Source organism: Paenibacillus sp. FSL F4-0087, from assembly GCF_038020215.1.
GTDB classification, from domain to species: domain Bacteria; phylum Bacillota; class Bacilli; order Paenibacillales; family Paenibacillaceae; genus Paenibacillus; species Paenibacillus taichungensis.
Genome location: NZ_JBBODJ010000001.1, coordinates 3,314,118 through 3,333,058, shown reverse-complemented (window position 1 = coordinate 3,333,058; position 18,941 = coordinate 3,314,118). Strand labels below are relative to the sequence as shown.

General features: G+C 49.6%; 12 protein-coding genes. All 12 read right to left on the bottom strand.

Going from position 1 to position 18,941, the window contains the following annotated elements:
• Positions 1-2: 2 nt before the first annotated feature.
• The 12 genes from MHB84_RS15425 to MHB84_RS15370 all read right to left on the bottom strand — a co-directional run bounded on the left by MHB84_RS15425 (position 3) and on the right by MHB84_RS15370 (position 18,824).
• Positions 3-857: a formate/nitrite transporter family protein gene (locus tag MHB84_RS15425; protein ID WP_076287524.1), complete on the bottom strand. Its 855-nt coding sequence runs from the start codon at positions 855-857 to the stop codon at positions 3-5.
• 171 nt (positions 858-1,028) lie between these two features.
• Positions 1,029-1,520, bottom strand: a complete 492-nt coding sequence (locus MHB84_RS15420) for a DinB family protein (RefSeq protein WP_076287523.1) — start codon at positions 1,518-1,520, stop codon at positions 1,029-1,031.
• A 129-nt stretch (positions 1,521-1,649) separates the two neighbouring features.
• Complete coding sequence (locus MHB84_RS15415) at positions 1,650-3,011, bottom strand: FAD-dependent oxidoreductase (protein ID WP_072733668.1); 1,362 nt, start codon at positions 3,009-3,011, stop codon at positions 1,650-1,652.
• A gap of 374 nt (positions 3,012-3,385) precedes the next feature.
• Complete coding sequence (locus tag MHB84_RS15410; RefSeq protein ID WP_076287522.1) at positions 3,386-3,868, bottom strand: glutathione peroxidase; 483 nt, start codon at positions 3,866-3,868, stop codon at positions 3,386-3,388.
• Positions 3,869-4,054: 186 nt separating this feature from the next.
• Positions 4,055-4,867 (bottom strand): ferric iron reductase, encoded by an 813-nt coding sequence (locus MHB84_RS15405; protein WP_076287521.1) that lies wholly within the window; start codon positions 4,865-4,867, stop codon positions 4,055-4,057.
• A 90-nt stretch (positions 4,868-4,957) separates the two neighbouring features.
• Positions 4,958-5,845 carry an ABC transporter ATP-binding protein gene (locus MHB84_RS15400; protein WP_063566910.1) on the bottom strand — a complete coding sequence of 296 codons (888 nt, stop codon included), beginning with the start codon at positions 5,843-5,845 and terminating at the stop codon, positions 4,958-4,960.
• Positions 5,846-6,283: 438 nt separating this feature from the next.
• Entirely contained in the window at positions 6,284-9,424 is a 3,141-nt protein-coding gene (locus MHB84_RS15395; RefSeq protein ID WP_179087121.1) for a GAP1-N2 domain-containing protein, read from the bottom strand.
• Complete coding sequence (locus tag MHB84_RS15390) at positions 9,421-10,680, bottom strand: TRAFAC clade GTPase domain-containing protein (RefSeq protein WP_076287519.1); 1,260 nt, start codon at positions 10,678-10,680, stop codon at positions 9,421-9,423. The genes MHB84_RS15395 and MHB84_RS15390 overlap by 4 nt, the downstream gene beginning before the upstream one ends.
• Positions 10,681-10,724: 44 nt before the next feature.
• Positions 10,725-11,372 (bottom strand): beta-mannanase, encoded by a 648-nt coding sequence (locus MHB84_RS15385; protein ID WP_076287518.1) that lies wholly within the window; start codon positions 11,370-11,372, stop codon positions 10,725-10,727.
• Positions 11,373-11,392: 20 nt separating this feature from the next.
• Positions 11,393-12,676 carry a vWA domain-containing protein gene (locus MHB84_RS15380; RefSeq protein ID WP_076287517.1) on the bottom strand — a complete coding sequence of 428 codons (1,284 nt, stop codon included), beginning with the start codon at positions 12,674-12,676 and terminating at the stop codon, positions 11,393-11,395.
• Positions 12,677-12,901: 225 nt separating this feature from the next.
• Positions 12,902-15,433, bottom strand: a complete 2,532-nt coding sequence (locus MHB84_RS15375) for a transcription initiation factor TFIID (protein WP_083678744.1) — start codon at positions 15,431-15,433, stop codon at positions 12,902-12,904.
• 1 nt (position 15,434) lies between these two features.
• Positions 15,435-18,824 carry a tubulin-like doman-containing protein gene (locus MHB84_RS15370; protein WP_076287516.1) on the bottom strand — a complete coding sequence of 1,130 codons (3,390 nt, stop codon included), beginning with the start codon at positions 18,822-18,824 and terminating at the stop codon, positions 15,435-15,437.
• Positions 18,825-18,941 lie beyond the last annotated feature (117 nt).

Here is an 18,941-nt window from a genome sequence, read left to right as displayed (position 1 = left end):
CGCTACGCCTGCTTGCTCCACATCGGTCTGGCTTCTGTCTCCACAGGCTGGGCCACCGCCATTGCCACCTCAGGCTTCACTTCCGGCTCATGCTTGCGCAGGTACACCATCCAGTAAGCAGCCGCCACAAATAGCGCCCCTCCCGTCAGGTTGCCAAGCCATACCGGAATGAAATTCATGATGTATTGCCCCCACGAATAATGCCCTTCGAAGATCGCCGCAGGAATCAGGAACATGTTGGCGACAACGTGCTGGAATCCAATAGCCACAAAGGCCATCGTTGGGAACCAAATGCCCAGTACTTTTCCACTCATCGTATCCGATGCGTAGGACAACCATACTGCGAGAGCTACCAGCCAGTTACACCCGATCCCGGATATAAAAGCCTGAAGGAAGCTGTCCTCCAGCTTGTGTCCAGCCATATCCACTACTTTGGTCAAATAGGCACCTTCTGCCGTCAGACCGAGCACATGCCCAAATGCATAGGCCACAAAGAGCGCTCCAAGGAAATTACCTATCGTCACTAAGGTGAGATTCTTCAACATGTTGCCCGCGGACAGTTTACGTGCAATCGTCGCAAGTGGGACGGCCATCATATTACCTGTCAGCAGTTCCCCACCGCCAATCAGCACCAATATTAATCCTACCGGGAACACTGCTGCACCAATCAGATTAACCAAGCTGCCCCACTCGGTCGGAGCAGAGGCAATAACCCGAATATCCAGCAGAAATCCGAGCGCAATAAAAGCTCCTGCCAGAAAACTGAGTATCAATACGGAGGACACCGGATTTTGAGCTTTCTTCATCCCCGTATGCGCCGTATATTGTGCAACCTCAAGAGGTGTTTTTGCTGCCATAACGATCCTCTCCTTCACAGTTCATGAACATCATAATTCAACTTGTTTGGTTGATATGTTCATTGTATCGCGAAGGTTTCAAGAGGTTTGTTACTTTTATCACAAAGTCTGAAAACTACATTTTCACGTTTCGTTCTAGTTTACTTGATGTGCGATCGATGAGGTGGTTACTTACGCCGTCCCCAGATCCTCATGCTCACCGAAAATTTGCTGCAAATGATGTTCCAGATGCTCAACGTAATCTTGTGCCAGCCATTCTAGCGTTACCACACTTCCATCAGAGAGGATACATGTTTGCGATTGACCCATCTCTACCGAGACGGAGAGAACACGAATAACGGACTGGTTCAGACTAATCCAGAGATTTAATACATCTTCAATTGGTGCGCTCTTGTACTGTTGGCTCTCCACCCACTGCTCCTGCTGATACGAAGTTATACTAAAAGGTTCGGTCTGGTGCTGCATCTGTACAAATCTGCTGACATTATGCAGAGCCGAATCGCATAAATGCCCCAAAATTTGAAGACGGGACCATTTTCCTTCCATTCGTGGTGGAACAATCTCGTCCGGATTCATTGCAAGGAACTCCTGAGGTACCGATTGCAAGAGAACGTTCAACCGGGATACGGATTCTGTAAGCACGCCTGCGCCACTCTCCTTCATTTCAACTCCATTGCGTTTATAACGTTACAGTTGATAATATAGCACCATTTCCCAGCCCTAACTACCTCCGATTATTTTAAAAAACAAAAAAGAACTACCGCACGAAGCGGCAGTTCTCGGATATTTCGGTTAAACCATCGCTGGTGTTTTTACTTCTACTGGAGGCAACGCCTGAAGACCAGCCGAGTTCAGGAAGTTCCATGGTTTGTTGTAATGTGGTTGGAAGAAGAAGTCGATGAAGGCCAGCTCATCTACCGTCATGTTGTTCTGGATGCACACAGAGATCGTATTGATCGACTGTGTCAGATCAGCTTGTGACATGACCTGCGCACCAACAATGCGGCGCGTAGCCTGTTCATAGATTACTTTGAGCAGCAGCTTCTCTGCTGTTGGCATGAACTCTGGACGGTAAGCATCTTCAAGCGTTACAGCTTCAACCACCAGACCCTCATCCGCAGCAGATGCTTCCGTCAGACCTGTACCTGCAATATTTTGCTCATAAATTTTAATACCTGATGTGCCTTGTGTACCCATGTACCGTGTCGTAGGACGAACCAGGTTCCGTGCTACGAGTGTACCCATCCGCACCGCGTTGGTTGCCAGTGGAATGTACGCAGCCTTGCCGGTTGGATTGTAATGAATTGCACAGCTGTCTCCAGCAGCGAAGACGTCTTTTTGGCTGGTTTGCATATATTTATCCACGATGATTGCGCCGTTTGGCAGCATATCCACTTGGCCTTTGAGCAGTTCCGTATTTGGACGGAAACCAATGCACAGAATAACGAGGTCTGTATCAAACTCTCCTTTGGATGTAATGACCTTGTTCACTTTGCCATTCTCTCCGGTAAACTTCTGAACCGTTTGGCCCAGTGCCAGCTTGATACCGTGTCCAGTCAACGTTTCTTCAATGGCATCCGTGAACTCGGGGTCGAGATATTTGTTCAAGATCCGGTCCACGCTATCAATCAGTGTAACTTCCTTGCCGTTCATTTGGAAAGCCTCCACCAGTTCAATGCCGATATAACCTGCTCCTACCACGGTAATACGTTTGGCATGTTTGGCTTTCTCAATAATCGTGTTGGAATGGTTGTAGTTTTTGCAAAGTAAAATGTTATCCATCTCGATGCCTTCCAGCTTCGGTACGACAGGCCATGAACCCGTGGTCACGATCAGCTTGTCGAAGGTATCTTCGAATTCTTCCCCGGTTTTCAAGTTTTTAGCCTGAAGTTTGTGACCCGCAGCATCTACTGACGTCACTTCATGAAGCATTTTGGTAACGACACCGAGCTCGGCCAGTTGGTTTGGCGAAGAATAGAACAGTCCGTCTGGATCTTTCACCACACCACCTACATAAAGCGCAATGCCACATGATAAGAAGGAGATGTTGTCATTGCGCTCATACACTGTAATGGTAGCATCCGGGTACAATTTGGCGGTGTTAACGATGGCTGCGGTCCCTGCGTGTGTACATCCGATAACTGCGATTTTCATGATAAGGTTCCCCCTTGGAGTATATAAATAAAAAATTGAATATAACGTCATTTCGGTTGTGAAATATTTCACTTCTAAGCGAATAATGCTTATGTGATTTATTTCACTTTGTACACTTATTATAATGTGATATTTTTCACATTGCAATAGGTTAATCAAAGTAAATTCGTCGGATGTGGTTTTCTTTACGATCAGGCGAGTCATCGACTCATCTTCATTGACTTCAGTTTTCCCTGCTTATGGCTGGTTTATGCTCAAAATAAGCGTAGCAACTACCGCGGAGACACGTATATGGAGAGGATGTTTCGTACTAAAAATTGTATCAAAAAAAGCCTGTCCTCCAATCTGGAGGCAGGCTTCTTCGTTCATTCATTTTATACGCCAAGCAGCTTTTCAATCTCTGCAGTCATGGCTTCAGGGGATTCTTTTGGTTCAACACGCCCTACAACTTCACCTTCACGATTCACGAGGAACTTGGTGAAATTCCATTGGATGCTATTGTCTTCGCCAACACCAGGTTGCTGCTCACGCAGATACTTGAACAAAGGATGTGCATCTTCACCATTTACGTCGACCTTGGCAAACACCGGGAAATTAACACCATAGTTGATTTGACAGAAGGATTCTGCTTCCTCACTGGTACCCGGCTCCTGGCCGCCAAACTGGTTACAAGGGAAACCCAGTACAACCAAGCCTTGATCACGATAGCGATCATAGAGCTTCTGCAATTCACCGTATTGTGGAGTCAGTCCACACTTGCTAGCAGTATTGGCAATCACCAACACTTTGCCTTGATACAGATCGAGTGGAACTTCCTGATTGGCGGTCGTTACCGCCTGATACGAATATACGGACATGACTGATTCCTCCCATGATTATGATGTAGGTTGGGCTGCTGTATGTATGTACCCAATGACCATGCGGCACACAGCCTATCTCTATATTATAGACCTGAGGCGATTAATTACCAAATCTGTGATTAAACCCTGACCGAGTTCATTGGTAGAAGTAATCTTCATCCATCAACTTGGACATATTCCCTTTTAGCCTGATTTCGCCGCCATAATAGCATCATAACGCTCTTGCCGCTCTGCCTTTGTCAGTTTGGGACAACTGTAGCAATAGTTCTGACCGCCATACACCTGATGGTGTAAGCAGCAGACTGGTTTCATCAGCATCGTTTCTCCAGGTTGATGCGGATTATCAATCTCCACCGGTTTGAAGGTTAGCAGGTTCTTCTTCAACCCCAGAATCTCTGGAGACATTGCGATTACATGCTCATACCCTTGTATAACCGCTTCACGTTCCGTCTCCGTGATGTTCATCTGTAACGCTGTCGTTTTGAACCATCTCAGCATGGATGCGAGTTGTGCCCACATCTGGCCTGGATTTGCTCCTCCAGCAACAGCCACGCCTTCAATCAGTGGACGCAGCTGCTCACCGTAATATGCGGTTAATACATCATTACGCCAGGAGGATGGAACGACTTGAGATCCGTCCATCAGATTTGAATGTGATTGCTCGATTGCATTGTTCAGTTGAAAACCAATCACTGGACGGCCATCCTTTAACTCCAGCTGCATATCTATATTCTCCAGAGACAGATCCAGATAGGTGTCACATAACGCCGTCATGTAGTGAACCCCAATCATCAGGCCACGAACCGAATGCATAAAATATACTGCCGCTGAGCGAAGAGAATCGGCCCGAAGATGCTCATTATAAGCTTCCAGCATAAGTTTGGCCTGCTTCGGATGTTTCAATGCCGTCAAAGGCATGCCAAAGACCGATTCATCGATCGTCCCGGTTGTTATTCGTCCATATTGCTGTAACCAGGTGTAGTTGATTGCTCCCATTCCTGTAGACCTCCTAGAATGCGAATGAGCCGCGTGCATAACGCACAGCGGCTTCATTCTATAGTTTAGGACCACATATGGCCCGTTTCATTAACTTCCTGTCGCGTGACGAACGCGTTGCTCTGTCCGTCCTCCAGCATGAACCATTGCACTGTTCATGAGCACTTGTTCTGGAGGTGCTGATTGCTGACGTTCACCCGCAAGGGCGTAAGGCAAGCAGAGCGGTACACCGGAACGAGGATCAATCACGATATCAGCTTCAATGTTAAATACTTCGCGCAGCACATCGGAGTTCATAACCTCTACAGGTGAACCTGTAGCGATGGCTTTACCTTTTTTAATACCAATCATGTGATGCGCATAACGGGAAGCATGGTTCAAGTCATGCACAACCATAACGATGGTACGGTTTGCTGTGGCATTCAGTTGCTCCAGCAATTGCAGTACTTCAAGTTGGTGAGCCATATCCAGGAACGTTGTTGGCTCGTCCAGGAACAGAATGTCTGTCTCTTGTGCAAGAGCCATGGCAATCCAGGCACGTTGACGCTGTCCACCGGACAGTTGATCGATTGGACGATCATGGAACTCCGTCATGCCTGTTACTTCGATAGCCCATTCAATCATGCGTTTGTCTTCAGCACGCATCGAACCAAAACCTTTTTGATAAGGGAACCGTCCGTAGGACACAAGTTCGGTTACAGTAAGTCCTTCAGGAGCTGTTGGATTTTGTGGCAAAATCGCAAGCTGCTTGGCTACTTCACGCGTGGACTGCTTATGGATGGACTTCCCGTCGAGCAATACACTACCTGCTTTTGGATTCATGATCCGTGCCATTGTTTTCAGGATGGTAGACTTTCCTGAACCATTGGCTCCAACAAGTGCTGTAATTTTTCCTTGGGGAATTTGAATATTCAGATCTTCAACAATCAGTCTTTCCTCATAAGCGATATCCAACTTGGACGTCTCCAGACGAAACATGCGATCATCCCTCTCTCATTTATCCCGGTTATGTATTCCGGCTATGACAACGAAAACGAAATTGTAGTTCAGCGTATTTCCGGCGCAACAAGATCTTATACTCTAAAGATACTGATAATCATTATCATTTGTCAACAGTAAATACCAAATTCCATGACGGTTAAGAGCTATTTTTGAAATGTTTTACTAGAAATCAGTCAGATTGTCCGCACTTTATGTGAGAGCTTTTCTCATCGTGTACGTGCATTTCATCGCTTTGCGTATGTTCATCCTTGCCCAACATCTGAATAATGTGTCCGAATTGTGAAAAATAGACCTATATTGATTCATTTTTATATTTGTCATTCTCCATCGCTTGAACAAAAACAAAAATACAGCCCCTACGAAATTCTTCGAGGTGGCTGTATTCGAATTAATAACATATTCAATTAATGCCACTTAGAGCTTCGGTTCCGGGACTAGGTTGATCACAGTCGTTCCACTCTGGACACTCACGATGTCCTTCAGATCAAAATCGGCCGGAAGCGCCACTTGGTGCCCATAAGGATACAGACGATCTGCTTCGGCAACAGTCAGGTTTTCCACTGAAGATGAATCTGCTCCCGTAGACTGAGATGGATCTGAAGCCGTGCCGTTTGCATCTCCCTGTCCTGTGCCTGCATCCGTCGTGCTCCCTGCTGCTGGGTCTGAAGTGTTGCCCTCCGTTGAGGCTGAATCTGCCCCCTGCTCGGCTTCCCCGCTCTGCTGAGTATCGTCCACATTATCGGTAGAAGAACCTGCTGAGCTTCCATCAGGCGTGCCCTCTGAGCTGTCACCAGCTATACCTTCGCCATCGGGCTCCTCATTTCGGTTGAAACTCTCCCATTCACCCTCAGCATTGAGCTTCTGTGTAGTACCATCTTTCAAGTTCCATTGGAGAGTGTCCGTTTGCAAAGCATTGCTGTCCGTTTCGTTTCTGTAACGGATCACCAACTGGGCAGGCGTCTGTGTACCGTCGTCCGCTTCGGATGCAGGGACGAGGTAGGCGATCTGTTCAGCGAGCTCCACCACCGGTTCAGCGGGAACAACGGGCTCCTGTGTCGGTGGAGGTGATGCCGCAGGTGTCCCCGCCTTATCGCTCATCAAAGCGTACGTGCCTCCAGCTATACCAAGAATCAGGATGACAATGACCGATCCCAGAAAAAGGTTCTTCCTTTTACCTGTCAGCATGCGCACCAGCGGGGAAGCCAACTCTGTTTTGGCGCGGTCGTAGGCCGGCTTCATCGTCTTGCTTGCTCTGGCATAATAGGGTTTGAAAGCTGACTTTGACTTGAAAGCTTCGCGATCATGGGACTTGAAATAAGCCACGATTGCATCCGAGTATCCCTTATGTGCGTTGGAGCCGCGAATAAACAAACGTTGATTCCCCGACCACTCCATAAATTGATACAACACTTCTGTACGTCCTGAACTACTGTAGATAAATTCAATCAGGCCTGGATAATCGAGTCTGTTGCTGCCGCTACCACCGCGATAGAAAGCCAGTGGCAGTGCTTCAAATGAAGCCGTATCCGGGCGCTCGCGAAGCTCTCCGGCAAGCCAGCGACGCGTCCAGCGCTGGAGCTCATTACGTTCGGCCAAAGAGAGGGATTCCAGTTCCTCTTCCTCACGCCCTTCACCGCTAAGCCATGCTCTCGCTGCCAGCATCATGTTTGTACGCGCAGATACATCTGAGCCCTGGCGAGCAGCCCAGTCCCGAACCTCGTTTCCGTGCAACAAAATATCAATGCTTAACAGCTGTTCACGGTTAACCCGCTCCAGATCGAGATCTTGGATCATAAACAAGTTAATAACGTAAGCCAGCTTATCTGCGAGCCGGGTTAAATCCTCCTGATACGCTGGTGGTTGGACAGCGGGCCCAGGTCCACCTTTCTGGTTAGCGCGAACTGAAGCTCCAGACTGTCCAATCCGGGCGGTAATACCCGTGTCTAGGGAGCCTGCAACTGGTACACGATCCAATACACTAACCCGCTTAAGTGCCTCATTGGCAGACTGAACAGGGTTGGGTGCAGAACACAAACGTTCACGCAGCTCGGTTGAAGTCCGTTCCAGCAAGAAACTATTGTGAATGGCAGACGGGTGAGATGTAATCCATCTCTGAATCACTTCAACAACATCCGCAGCTGAATCCGTGCGTTTCAACTGATTATCCAGATAGGGCTCAAACAACAGTTTGGTCAGTGATTCGTTCGCCAGCACTTTGTCGAAGAAAGCACGGCTTAACAGGCTGTCCCGATCCAGCAAGCCGTATAGTTCCTGCACGGCACGCATACGTTTCTGCGAACGGGCGTTATTAATGCCATAGATGAAATAATCCACAATTCGGGACTGTACGACTGGCGCAGCGACCCGAAAATACTCCCCGATGCGTGCTGCAACTGATTCATCAGGTACATTCTCCCGTTTGACGCTGTCCAGCTCACGACTAAGCAACGTCAGGAACAACTCATTCAAACGAGAACGTTGATGCGCTCCGCCTTCCGGTTTCAAGTAGGTGAGCAATCCACTTAGGACATCGCTTTTGTTATCCAGGTACAACTCTTCCATCCCCTGCTCCAGACGATAGAACATTGAAAGTTCCCCGTATGCTTCAATAGAGAGCTCCCGTCCAGGTTCCATTCCAGTTAGCATCTCATCCGCAAAAGTATAAAATGAATCGGCAGCCGCAGGCTCGTGCAGTAGTGACCAGGCGAATTCCGCATATGGAAGCTTCGCCACAGATGCATCTGCATGGGTAACTCTGCCCGATACCAGATCAAAGGTAAAATCCTTCTCCGTATTCCGATCTTTCGGACGCAGCGTGCCCCGCTCCACAAACTGGAGGTGGATGCCTTTCTTCGCCTGCGGCTCCTTGGCAAACGTCATAAAGCCGAGCTGCCGCCGGAACGCGTAAGGCAGCGCCGTATATAACAAACGCAGCAGTCCCTTGGCTCCGGCAGTAACTTCCTCAGCGGGAAGGTCCAGCGCAATGTATACTTTTCTGCGTGTCGCTACAGACTGCATTACGGCGTAGAGCAAGCGCTTGAATACCACCTCGTCCATTTTCAGAGCACTAAGAATCTGGCTTGGGGAGCTTTGTCCAACACCAGCTGCACGTGGCAATTCAGTAAGCGCAGGCAGTACTGTGCCTTGTTCGATGTCATAGGACGTGGCGAACACAGCATCCAGCCAGCCGCCTTGCTTCATCTGCTCTTCCGAGCGTTCAGGAGACAAGACATAGTTATGAGCAAAAAAGGCGCTGCGCAGCCCGGTGAAATCAGCGGACTGGTACACATTTTGCCCAAGAATCGTCTCACCACTCTCCAGATGCAGCAGATGAATGGACGGCGGGAATTTCGTCTCATCCTTCTCACTCCGCCCAGTCAGCTCCGCTGGAGCGTCATAGACGCAGTAGGGATGAAGCACTTTTTTGATGAAAGAAGGGTCCAGTCCCGGCGATGCGGCAACCGTATCGAACCCCTCCGTTGTGCGGAACACCCCGCGCCGCTCTCGAGTATACAGCTGTTGTTCAATTGGCGGGGTTACGGAAGAACGCATCATCCCACTCTCCCCTCAATGTACTTCAGCTTGTACAACAGCCAGAGGAATGGCTCATCGACACGGATTGGGCTAACCACGCCTTGCAGCTTCATATCCACCGGATTGCTTCCCAGCGCAGACACCGCAAAGTAAGCCGTATCCTTAAAGTACACATCCATCGTGCCTTTAAACGGACGGTCCACCTTCTCGATAAAACGCCGGATCTCCCCGTCGATATTTTCGAACTCGGTTAAGTCAAACCAATCGCGGTGCACCATGTTGCGGAACACGTTACTGTTCGATTTGATATAATCGCCCTCTTCGTCCTTGAGGGAGTGCAGCATGTCACTTTTGGTGAGTACAACGGCTGTCGGAATATTCGTCTTGGCTTTGTCCTGGTACGCGATAAAGTCACCGAACATCGTTAACACCACATCACGCGGCTCATCGTATCTTGGCGTCCACTCGCCTGGCTCGTTGCCAAGGTTGATGCGGATTTTGTCCCGGATAGAACGAATCTGAAGCGGGTCCACCATGAACAAAATACCTGCCGAGTTCTTGATATGCTGCCCGTGAAGTCCCAGATAGTCCTGCTCCACCATACCTTCACCAGCGACGTCAAAGAACACCAGTGTAAGCGGAGCTTTATCTTCATCCTTGAATACAAATTGGAAAATGAACGGCTCCTGCAGCTTCTCCTTCTGCGTTGAATCCAGCAAATCGCCCCGCTCGAATAGCGGTTCTTCATAATCGGCACGGAACCGGCGGCTAATCTCCGCGTTCAGCGGCATGCAGGCCGCATCAAAATGATCGGCTGTGTAATGCTGCAATGTATGAATCAATGAAGTCATGTAGACGGATTTCCCCACCTGGGATGCACCGATAATGGAAATGATATTGCTTGGTGCTTTGCCTGCTGTGACAGGCAGCTCGTTATGGCACTGTGGACACAGCCGACGCCGTGTAACCACACCATAACGATCGTTCAGGCCCATCACAATATTGTCCGAATAAATGCGATGTTCCTCAGGTACATCATGCGGAGCCAGCACAGCCTCCATATCAAACACCGTATCCAGTCCAAACCGTTCGCGATATCGATTGAGCTTCGCATCTTCCCCAAGTGCGTAGTCCTCATCATCGTCGCGATGATGCGCAGCCCGGAACATAACCTCCTCCGGTGAAAACTTGCTGAAGCAATACGGACATACGATATCGTAAAACAACGGCCGCTCTTCCGGCTGCTGTCTCTTCAAAAACCGACTAAAAAAGCTCATAGCCGCTCCCCTCCCCTGATCAGTTAGACAAAAAGCCTAACTATCTAGTCTGATATAAGCCTATAGGCGGCTCCATACTTTGGTCCGTCCGTGAAGAATAACCTCACGTAATCGTCCTTGGCTACCTCGACGGGTGGCATCTCATTTCTCCCGGGAGCAAAATCACTCACAAAAGGGTACACCGTGCCATCTTCCTTATTCAACGGAACCCCGCCTTGCTTGCGGACATAACAGAGTGCTTCCTTCGGAACAGGTGCTTCCGTTGTGACGGTCATCAGTACACTTTTTCGTTTCTGAAAAAAACCGCTCTTGTATCGGATCGAAAAGCGAATATCCGCCTTGCCTGCACTGGCAACTACCGTGTTGTCTCCATCACGCTGACGCACCAGAACTGGCCCTTCCTCCTCCATCTGACACACATACACTGTATAACGGATGGCACCAAAACCCGTGATTCGATCCATATATCCATTGCTCGCCTTATATTCTTCTTTTGTGTATAACTTCAGCTTGCCCTGTGCAGCCTGCTCCCCGGTACGATCATCACCCATCATATCGAGCTCCAGCCGTTCAACATATACAGCTTCCACGCTCTCTGGCCAGAGCCAGCGAAGTGTACACTGGCTCTCATCCACTGCAAGTGTCAGTCTGCGAATCAGGGGCGCTGAAGGGTCTGCATCCGTAAAACGCATCTATCGCCTACCTCCAGACGTTAAAATCCTTTGCTGCGCGAATCTCTTGCCCGCTGACCGAATCCTTCCACCGAATTGGTTCCTCCGCCAGCATCGCGGCGTCCACGCGTCTTCCGCGGTGTATTTTCCTTGATCGGAATGATCCAGCTGAACAGGGTTAACACACCAGATAAGATGAGCATCGCTCCGAATCTTACAAATGTATCGCCAACCGTTGATCCGTCCAGGCCCCATTCGAGCAGAAGTCCTGCCAATAAACCAGACACGGCACCCCCCATTCCGAAACTGAGTGCGAGATGACGATTATCGAATACAAGTCCTAGCGACACGCCCAGTGCGACACCAATTAACAGTAAGGCAACCACTCGGAAAATAGCCAGATACGTACTGTGCTCCATCATGCCTGTACGTTCGGTCACCAGCGTTCGTTCATCAATCGTATCGTAAATTTGCTGGAATGCCAGATTCAGTCCCCCGGAATCCGGCACATCATAGTACATACCGCCCGTTTGCTGTGCGATATGACGAAGCAAGTCGGTTCCGGAAGGGTCCACCAGACTCAGACCTACCGTATTGACGGCAATCTGTTCATTCGCATACTCAGACAAAATGCCGGATGTGTCTGCATCACTGAATCCATCGGATAACAGGATTGCTACCGTTCCGCGTTTCGGGTCCTGTTTGCCCTTAATCTGCTCCATCGCTTCCCGCAGTACTGCATCGAAATTAGTTCCGCCCGAGGTCGTCACGATGCCGTCTATTTTGCTGTACACCTCTTTTTTGGCAGCTTCGCTGTCCAACGGGGTGAACGACTGAAGCAGCTCGGGTTGATCATCAAAGGTAATCACAGCCACCTGTTTATCGCTTTCCATTTGGCTGATCAGTGTTTTGGCCGCTTCAAAGCGACCGTTATCCGGGTCTGTCTCACTCATACTGCCTGAGTTATCGATCATCAGCACGATATCCTTGACTTGCTTCACACCGCCTGGGTTAATCTGATACAGCAATTGCAGGGCAAGTCCGACGACAAACAACAGCGCCAGCGTTGCTGGAACAAGCAGTTTCCAAGATAGTCCCAGATATCGCAGCTTCCAGGAAGCTCCGTTCAGCTTTGGCGAGATCATCTCTGCGAGTAAACAGAATAATCCGACGCTAAGCGCCAACACGCCAAAGTATAGTCCCATCAGCAATAGACGGGGCATTTCCCCGAGCCATTGACGCAGCATGATTTCTCCAGCCGCAAAGCCCACAGCTCCGCCAATTAGGCTGAACAGGACCAGGAGAAGATTAATTTTTCGCTGCATGTTTGCATGCATCCTTTCCAAACCAGCCGATGAACGGCTGAATTAATACGAAACCGGATGAAGAAAAACAAGAAATTTTATGTTCATGAACGGAAACAGATCGACGACGTCAAGCCACTCCCGGATACAGCGAGCCAATAAGATGCACTTTGCCCGGCTTCAGGCCCCTGGTTCCGTCATCCATCTGTACCTCCCTTCCGTCCATATAAGATACAGCCTTATGTTTTAACGCATGGGTGACAGCTTCTCGGCCAGATCGGAGGGATGGAGCTCGTAACCATTCTCCGTATACGAATCGTAATACACCCGACCATTGCGATACACCATCAGGTCTTCCAGATGGAAGCCTCCCATCAGATTCAGCTTCTCCACACCACTGCTCCGTTCTTCGTATACCACACCCAGCTTATAGATCCGTGACGTTTCTTCGGCATGCGCCGCATAGTCCATGAAGGCACTATGATGATCACCAAAGAAATATTTTTCTTCATAACGATGTTCCTGCGTATAGTCGAATACTCTTACCCGAACGACTGCCTGTTCCTCCAGTGTGCGATACAATCGGCGGAACAGATCATCACGGGTCAGTACATTTTTGTCGCCATACGTAATGGTAACATTCGCCCGTAACAGCAATTCTTCTTCGAAAGGTACCCGGAGCGGTTCTGCTGTAAGCAGCATCACATGACATACCTCCATCAGGCGTTGCAGGAGTCGCTCGTTTCCTTCTGTGGCAAGCCGGTTCATGTCCCCCATATAGCGGTCCTCGAACCAGACATCCCGTCCACGCTTCGCTTCCAAATCTGCGATTAACACTTCCGTCACTTTGCCATAGTACTCCATTACGTTCTGACCGATATATTCATCTGCAGCCGCTATGCTCTCTACCGCTGTCTCACGCAAAACACGCTCCAGCGTTACCAGAGTATCCGTCACGCTGCGGCTGAACGTATGCAGCTGTTCCATCTCTGTGTCATAGACACGAAGCAGCTGCAATTCATTCTCCAGGCGCAGCAATTCAACTTTGGGCACATAAACGCGCTCCAGCAAACAATCGATTAAGTTGCGCACGTTCTGTTTGTCACGGAACAAGGCCCGTTTGAACGATTGATCCTCTACCCGCTCCTGCTGACGCTGCTCAAGCAAGGCACGTGCAGATTCAAGCTGCACCGATTTATCACGAATCAGTCCAAGCAAAGCCTCACGCACGCTGCCGAACCCATTGTCACTCCAGGCGGCCCACTGAAAATAGCCAACCTCAGGATGCTCCGTACGTGATTGCTCAGCTTTGCGACGAAGGGAGTCTTCTGTGCTGCGCTGACGTACTCGTTCCTCGGCAAGACGGACCACGTTATCACGGAAGTACGCCTCTGCGCCTTGCCCAAACAGTGCTCTCTCCGCTTCACGCAGCGAGAGCGGCTTCAGATCGGAGAAGCTGACGTTATGCGTCATTATGCCGCTCATGCCGCTCACCAGATCCTCATCGGGAAGAATCCCTTCCACTTTGCGCTCTACCGAAGCCCCATCCAGTCCAAAAAAGGCAAGCTTGTCCTTGATGCTCCACTCAGGTTCTTGCTGCATCCGCTCAAGCAAATAACGATACAGATGATACAACACCGCGAGTGCAATAGGTTTGTTCGGCCGTCTAATCTCGGCAAAACCTGCACTGGCATAACCATGCTGATCCGAGGTCGTACGAATGTTATTTTTGAACGATGTATTGTTATACGTGTTGGCCCCTGTGCTTGTCACTGAACCAGAGTTATCTCCATCCTGCTTCCGGTTCTTGAGCAGGCAGATTCGGCAGATGATCTCGGCATTTTCGATCCACCCGCCAGGTACGCCAGTTCCCCGCTCGTTTTTGTCTGACAAAATATATACGAGATCGAATAGTGGAGAAGCGGGATGTACAACCGGAATGGAGATACCGTCCTCCGTAACCAGCAGATTGCCATTGAACGTATAGTCCAGCCCCTGCATGTAATCCAGTTCCCGCAGAAAAGCGAGTCCCGCCGCGCTTGCATATCCAAAGGAATCGACCTGCTCCATCTCGCTGACCAGCACATGCAAATCGGTCTGTACCGACTTGAAGGATTGAGCCAGTATCGTCTCAGTTAGCTTGGTAAGCTCCGGCAACAATACATTCAATGGATCATCTGCTCTGGTCACAACGGTCACGTAGATTCGATCGAACGATGAATATAGGCGTCCATATTCGGCAATACGATTACTCACCCGCCGCAAAGTACGATTCAGACCAAAGAGTGCCTGATCTGAATCGTGAAAACTGCGATGAACATCCTTGCGAAGCGTTTTGGAAGGTCGATCTGTCTGTATGGTGGACAAGGGAAGCACGTGACGTGTCACCTGACCATCATCCGAAGTGCTGCCATTCCTTGCATCACTTAAGCCGTTAACACGCGCATATCCTGAATGAGCACCCGCACTGTAATGGTCATGCTTCGTTTGCGCGGGGTCATGGTCACGATGTTGGGCATGCTCCTGATTTTCCGTTCCAATCTGTACATAGACTACACCTTCTCCGTTATCCCACTTCAGCCGGTTGATTTCCTGGACAGCAGACACTGCCGGAGCGACCTGGTCACCCACAAACAGGAACAACGCAGGGTAATGGATGCTGCTGCGACCATCACCCAGGATGCCTTGACGCTCCTGCTCAGTTGCATACTGTGCTGCATACTTCTCCAGATTGCGTTTCAGAGCATAGTTCGAGCTGAACTCCATCCCGGCCGCCATCTTACTTCAGCCTTCTGCGAATGTCATTCAGTTTCGATGACATCGTTCTGTAGAACTGATAGATATCTTCCCCGTTCGCCAGTTCCACTCGCTCGTATTCCAGACGATCACGGGACTCCATGAACAATGCAGCCAGATCATCCAATTTCGTAAGCAGTGGCGTGATATCTTCGGAAGCGGTCAGGTCGTTATCGCGGCGGGACGCTTTGCGCAGCAATGTGCTGCGATCCTTCTCTGCCAATCCACGGAAGTTGCCAAACACTTCATATTCGGCAAAGTTGCGGCTCTTCATCAGGTTCGCAAACGGCTCCCACGCGTCTTCTTCCGGATCACGATCATAGACGTACAGCGCGCCTTTCTTCACGATGGTATCGGTGTATAGTGCTTCGATGAAGCGGTCATACCACTGCTCCTCGTCCTGATGCTGGGCGAGAATGCCTTCCAGCTCGGCGACTTTGGCCGAGATGGCGTTCATCTTCGCCAGTTCTTCACGTACCCGCGCGATCAGCTGCGGGGAACGCACCAGGTTTTCTTTGGCCATATCTTCATTAATACTTCCGAAAATGTCCTTCACCGACACCCGTGGCAATCCTTCGGATTGCAGGCGTTTCAATTCCATGACTGCCCGCTTCACTTCACCCAGGTTCGGGGTGGTGGACGTCAGGCGCATGTCGTAGGCACCCAGCTTCGCAGACAGGTCAAACGGTTCCGTTGTCACAATTGCATAGCGGTTGCTTGTATTCTCATCAATGGATTTGGCTGTCACAATGTTGTATCCAAGCGCCTGCTCGAATTCGGTACGTACACGGGCATTGTACTGCTTCACCCGGGCGTTCTCGTACACATCTCCCCATGACTTTTCTGGAATTGGCGACGGCAGATAGGTCCAGTTATTCTTTTCGGTTTGCACCAGATGGCGTCCGATACCTTCTTTGTCCAAAATGGTACGTTCATAACTTTCCTCATATACTTTGAGTGGTGTGTACACAAACAATGGTACCCCGTTGCGAGTGTTCAGCCAGAAGATCCGGTTGCGCACTTCACTTTCCTTAACGGTAAAATGAGATTTGCCCACCGCATTATTCTGATAATTGCGAATCCCTCTCAGAATGCCCGGCGCCTGTGCCGGCACCGATACGAATCCCCAGGATGGGAAATGCAGACTGCCTGTGCTGTTGCTCAGATTGAACACCGGAACTGCCTCATCATCCAGTTTGCCTGCAATGAAGCGTTCCACGAATTTCTCGACCGACTCGTCCTGTCCATATTTGATAACCAGGAAGTCCTCCATCGAGCGGGTAATCAGATCTCCGAACTTCTCGGTCAAGAAATCAGAGATGGAGCTGACGATATCGATCTCGTTTTCTTTCACCCACTGGCTGGAGTTCTCCAGCAATTCACGCGAGAAGTCACGGATCAGATCATCCGTATCGCGCTTGTCCAGCAGTCCGTCCACCACACTGACGATATCCGGCACACTTACAACGTTCCAGTAATACGTTTTGTTGCCTTTGTGATCGGACTGTTCTTCGCCGCGTGTCAGGATATCCCCGTTTTTGGAGAAGATCGAGCTAAGTGCGTTCAGCGTTTCAGTAAATACGTTATAAATGCGGCTGTTCTCCTGGTTCAGCAATTCGTACAGGTCCTCGTAGAATTCGATCATCTGATCATTGCGTTCTACATCAGCATGCAGCCAGTACTCATGAATTTTTGCTTCAATATAAGCATTCTTCTTCTTCTCTTTGGAGACGAACGCACTCTTCGCATCGCCCAGTTTCTCTTCGGACTGCTCCTGAGCGGCCTCAATGTCACGCGGAATGCGGAAGGCATTCTCACGCAAGGTTTCAATGTATGACTGAATCATCTTCAGCACACAGAAGCCTTTTTCCGTGTAGATCAGACGGGAGACATAGAATGGACCCTGTTCAGGATGCAAAAACATACGCCGGATCTGTTCGGTGAACTGACCCGCAATTTCTCCCGGCAGTTGCTTCTTCGCCTTGATATATTCTTCACGGGCACGAGCCAGGAAGTTCTGCTCCAGTTCGGTGTCCATGTTCACGACCTGTGATTTCACCACATTGCCATAGGAGAGACGCTCACTGTTCTGATAACCTGGCAGCGGCTCCGGCACACGGGCTTCAAAGGACTTGACCACACTTTCGAGATCAATGCCCAGCTTGCGGGCAAACTTCTCGGTATCCTCCTGGTTCGGCGCTTTGGAGAACATGGTGTTCATTTTGTCGAACATGCGGTAAGCCAGATAAGTCGTCATTTCTTCAATCGGTAGTACCGCTGAGGATGCACCGATAATGTTGTAATCATAGTTGGCCGGATAGGCTTTGTTCATCTGTGCAATGTTCGTGCGAATGTTGCTAATATAATCGTGGATGGCAAACTCCTCGCCGGATTGCTTTTCCTCACTCGCCATAAAGTTGGTGATGTTCTCGGCGGTGACGTTCATGCAGTAATCATAGGCGTTCTCCAGCAGTTTGCCTTCCGTGTTGGTTGCGGAAATCAGATGACACAAGTTGAACGGTGGCAACGGTGAATTCACCGTCAGAATGTTGCCGTATTTCTGAGAGAAACGCTCCCCCCGGCTATCCACGTTCATCCAATAATCCAGTTCCTTGAGCGCAGCGTATCCATTCTTGCGGATGTACTCACGAGTGTGCTCACTCAAGCTTTTGTTGGACAGGTTCACGTCTGGGGTGAACAGATATCCAAGCGTGTTCACGCGGTCAATCCCGGCAGAGCCGTGATCACGTTCGATAATCCCGCGCACAATATAGGAAATATCGAGGAAGCAACCACTGCCCGTACCGCCGGAAAGACCTGTCAGCAGGAACACCATCAGTTTCTTGTTGGTGCCTACAGATAATGTTTTGATCTTTTTGTCGATCGCCTGCACGACCTGGTTAATCTTCGTGAAAAGCAGCAGTCGTCCAGCCTGGCGCACCCCTGCGGCGCCGTTCATGCCATCGGTGATGCTCAGCTCTGGAGACAGCCAGTCCGTAATATACGGCTCCAATACGCTGCGGTTCTGAAGCAATCCACCAATCTCGGCATTGGACAGCAATACGAATTCATTAATTGGATCGAGTCCGATGCCTTTATACTTTTTGGCGCGATCCTGTTCGTTCGTTTCAAAAGCAAGAAACTCCACGTTGGACGGTTTGTCCATTTTCTTCTTGGATACCGGGTCCTGTGGCAACTTGAAACGTCGGTTAATCTGGTATTTAAGACGCAACAGTGCATCAATACCTGTTCCTCCAAGACCGATAATCAGAATCGGGTTATCAATCGTATCGACTCTGATTTTCTCACTGACAATCCCTCCGCCAAGCGATACATCCAGTTGCTGAATATGTTCTCTAACAATCGGTTTCATTCGTTGTCCTCCTTAGATTAACGCAGTCGGAACTACAACATAATTACACTTGCTACTCCGATGACAGAACAACCTTCCGATCGCTGTTATCCCCTGATTTTTTGATTTATTTTACAA

What these genes read in the sequence shown, in the direction of transcription:
- MHB84_RS15425 (WP_076287524.1), bottom strand. Translation starts at nt 857, where the DNA reads ATGGCAGCAAAAACACCTCTTGAGGTTGCACAATATACGGCGCATACG.
- MHB84_RS15420 (WP_076287523.1), bottom strand. Translation starts at nt 1,520, where the DNA reads ATGAAGGAGAGTGGCGCAGGCGTGCTTACAGAATCCGTATCCCGGTTG.
- MHB84_RS15415 (WP_072733668.1), bottom strand. Translation starts at nt 3,011, where the DNA reads ATGAAAATCGCAGTTATCGGATGTACACACGCAGGGACCGCAGCCATC.
- MHB84_RS15410 (WP_076287522.1), bottom strand. Translation starts at nt 3,868, where the DNA reads ATGTCCGTATATTCGTATCAGGCGGTAACGACCGCCAATCAGGAAGTT.
- MHB84_RS15405 (WP_076287521.1), bottom strand. Translation starts at nt 4,867, where the DNA reads ATGGGAGCAATCAACTACACCTGGTTACAGCAATATGGACGAATAACA.
- MHB84_RS15400 (WP_063566910.1), bottom strand. Translation starts at nt 5,845, where the DNA reads ATGTTTCGTCTGGAGACGTCCAAGTTGGATATCGCTTATGAGGAAAGA.
- MHB84_RS15395 (WP_179087121.1), bottom strand. Translation starts at nt 9,424, where the DNA reads ATGATGCGTTCTTCCGTAACCCCGCCAATTGAACAACAGCTGTATACT.
- MHB84_RS15390 (WP_076287519.1), bottom strand. Translation starts at nt 10,680, where the DNA reads ATGAGCTTTTTTAGTCGGTTTTTGAAGAGACAGCAGCCGGAAGAGCGG.
- MHB84_RS15385 (WP_076287518.1), bottom strand. Translation starts at nt 11,372, where the DNA reads ATGCGTTTTACGGATGCAGACCCTTCAGCGCCCCTGATTCGCAGACTG.
- MHB84_RS15380 (WP_076287517.1), bottom strand. Translation starts at nt 12,676, where the DNA reads ATGCAGCGAAAAATTAATCTTCTCCTGGTCCTGTTCAGCCTAATTGGC.
- MHB84_RS15375 (WP_083678744.1), bottom strand. Translation starts at nt 15,433, where the DNA reads ATGGCGGCCGGGATGGAGTTCAGCTCGAACTATGCTCTGAAACGCAAT.
- MHB84_RS15370 (WP_076287516.1), bottom strand. Translation starts at nt 18,824, where the DNA reads ATGAAACCGATTGTTAGAGAACATATTCAGCAACTGGATGTATCGCTT.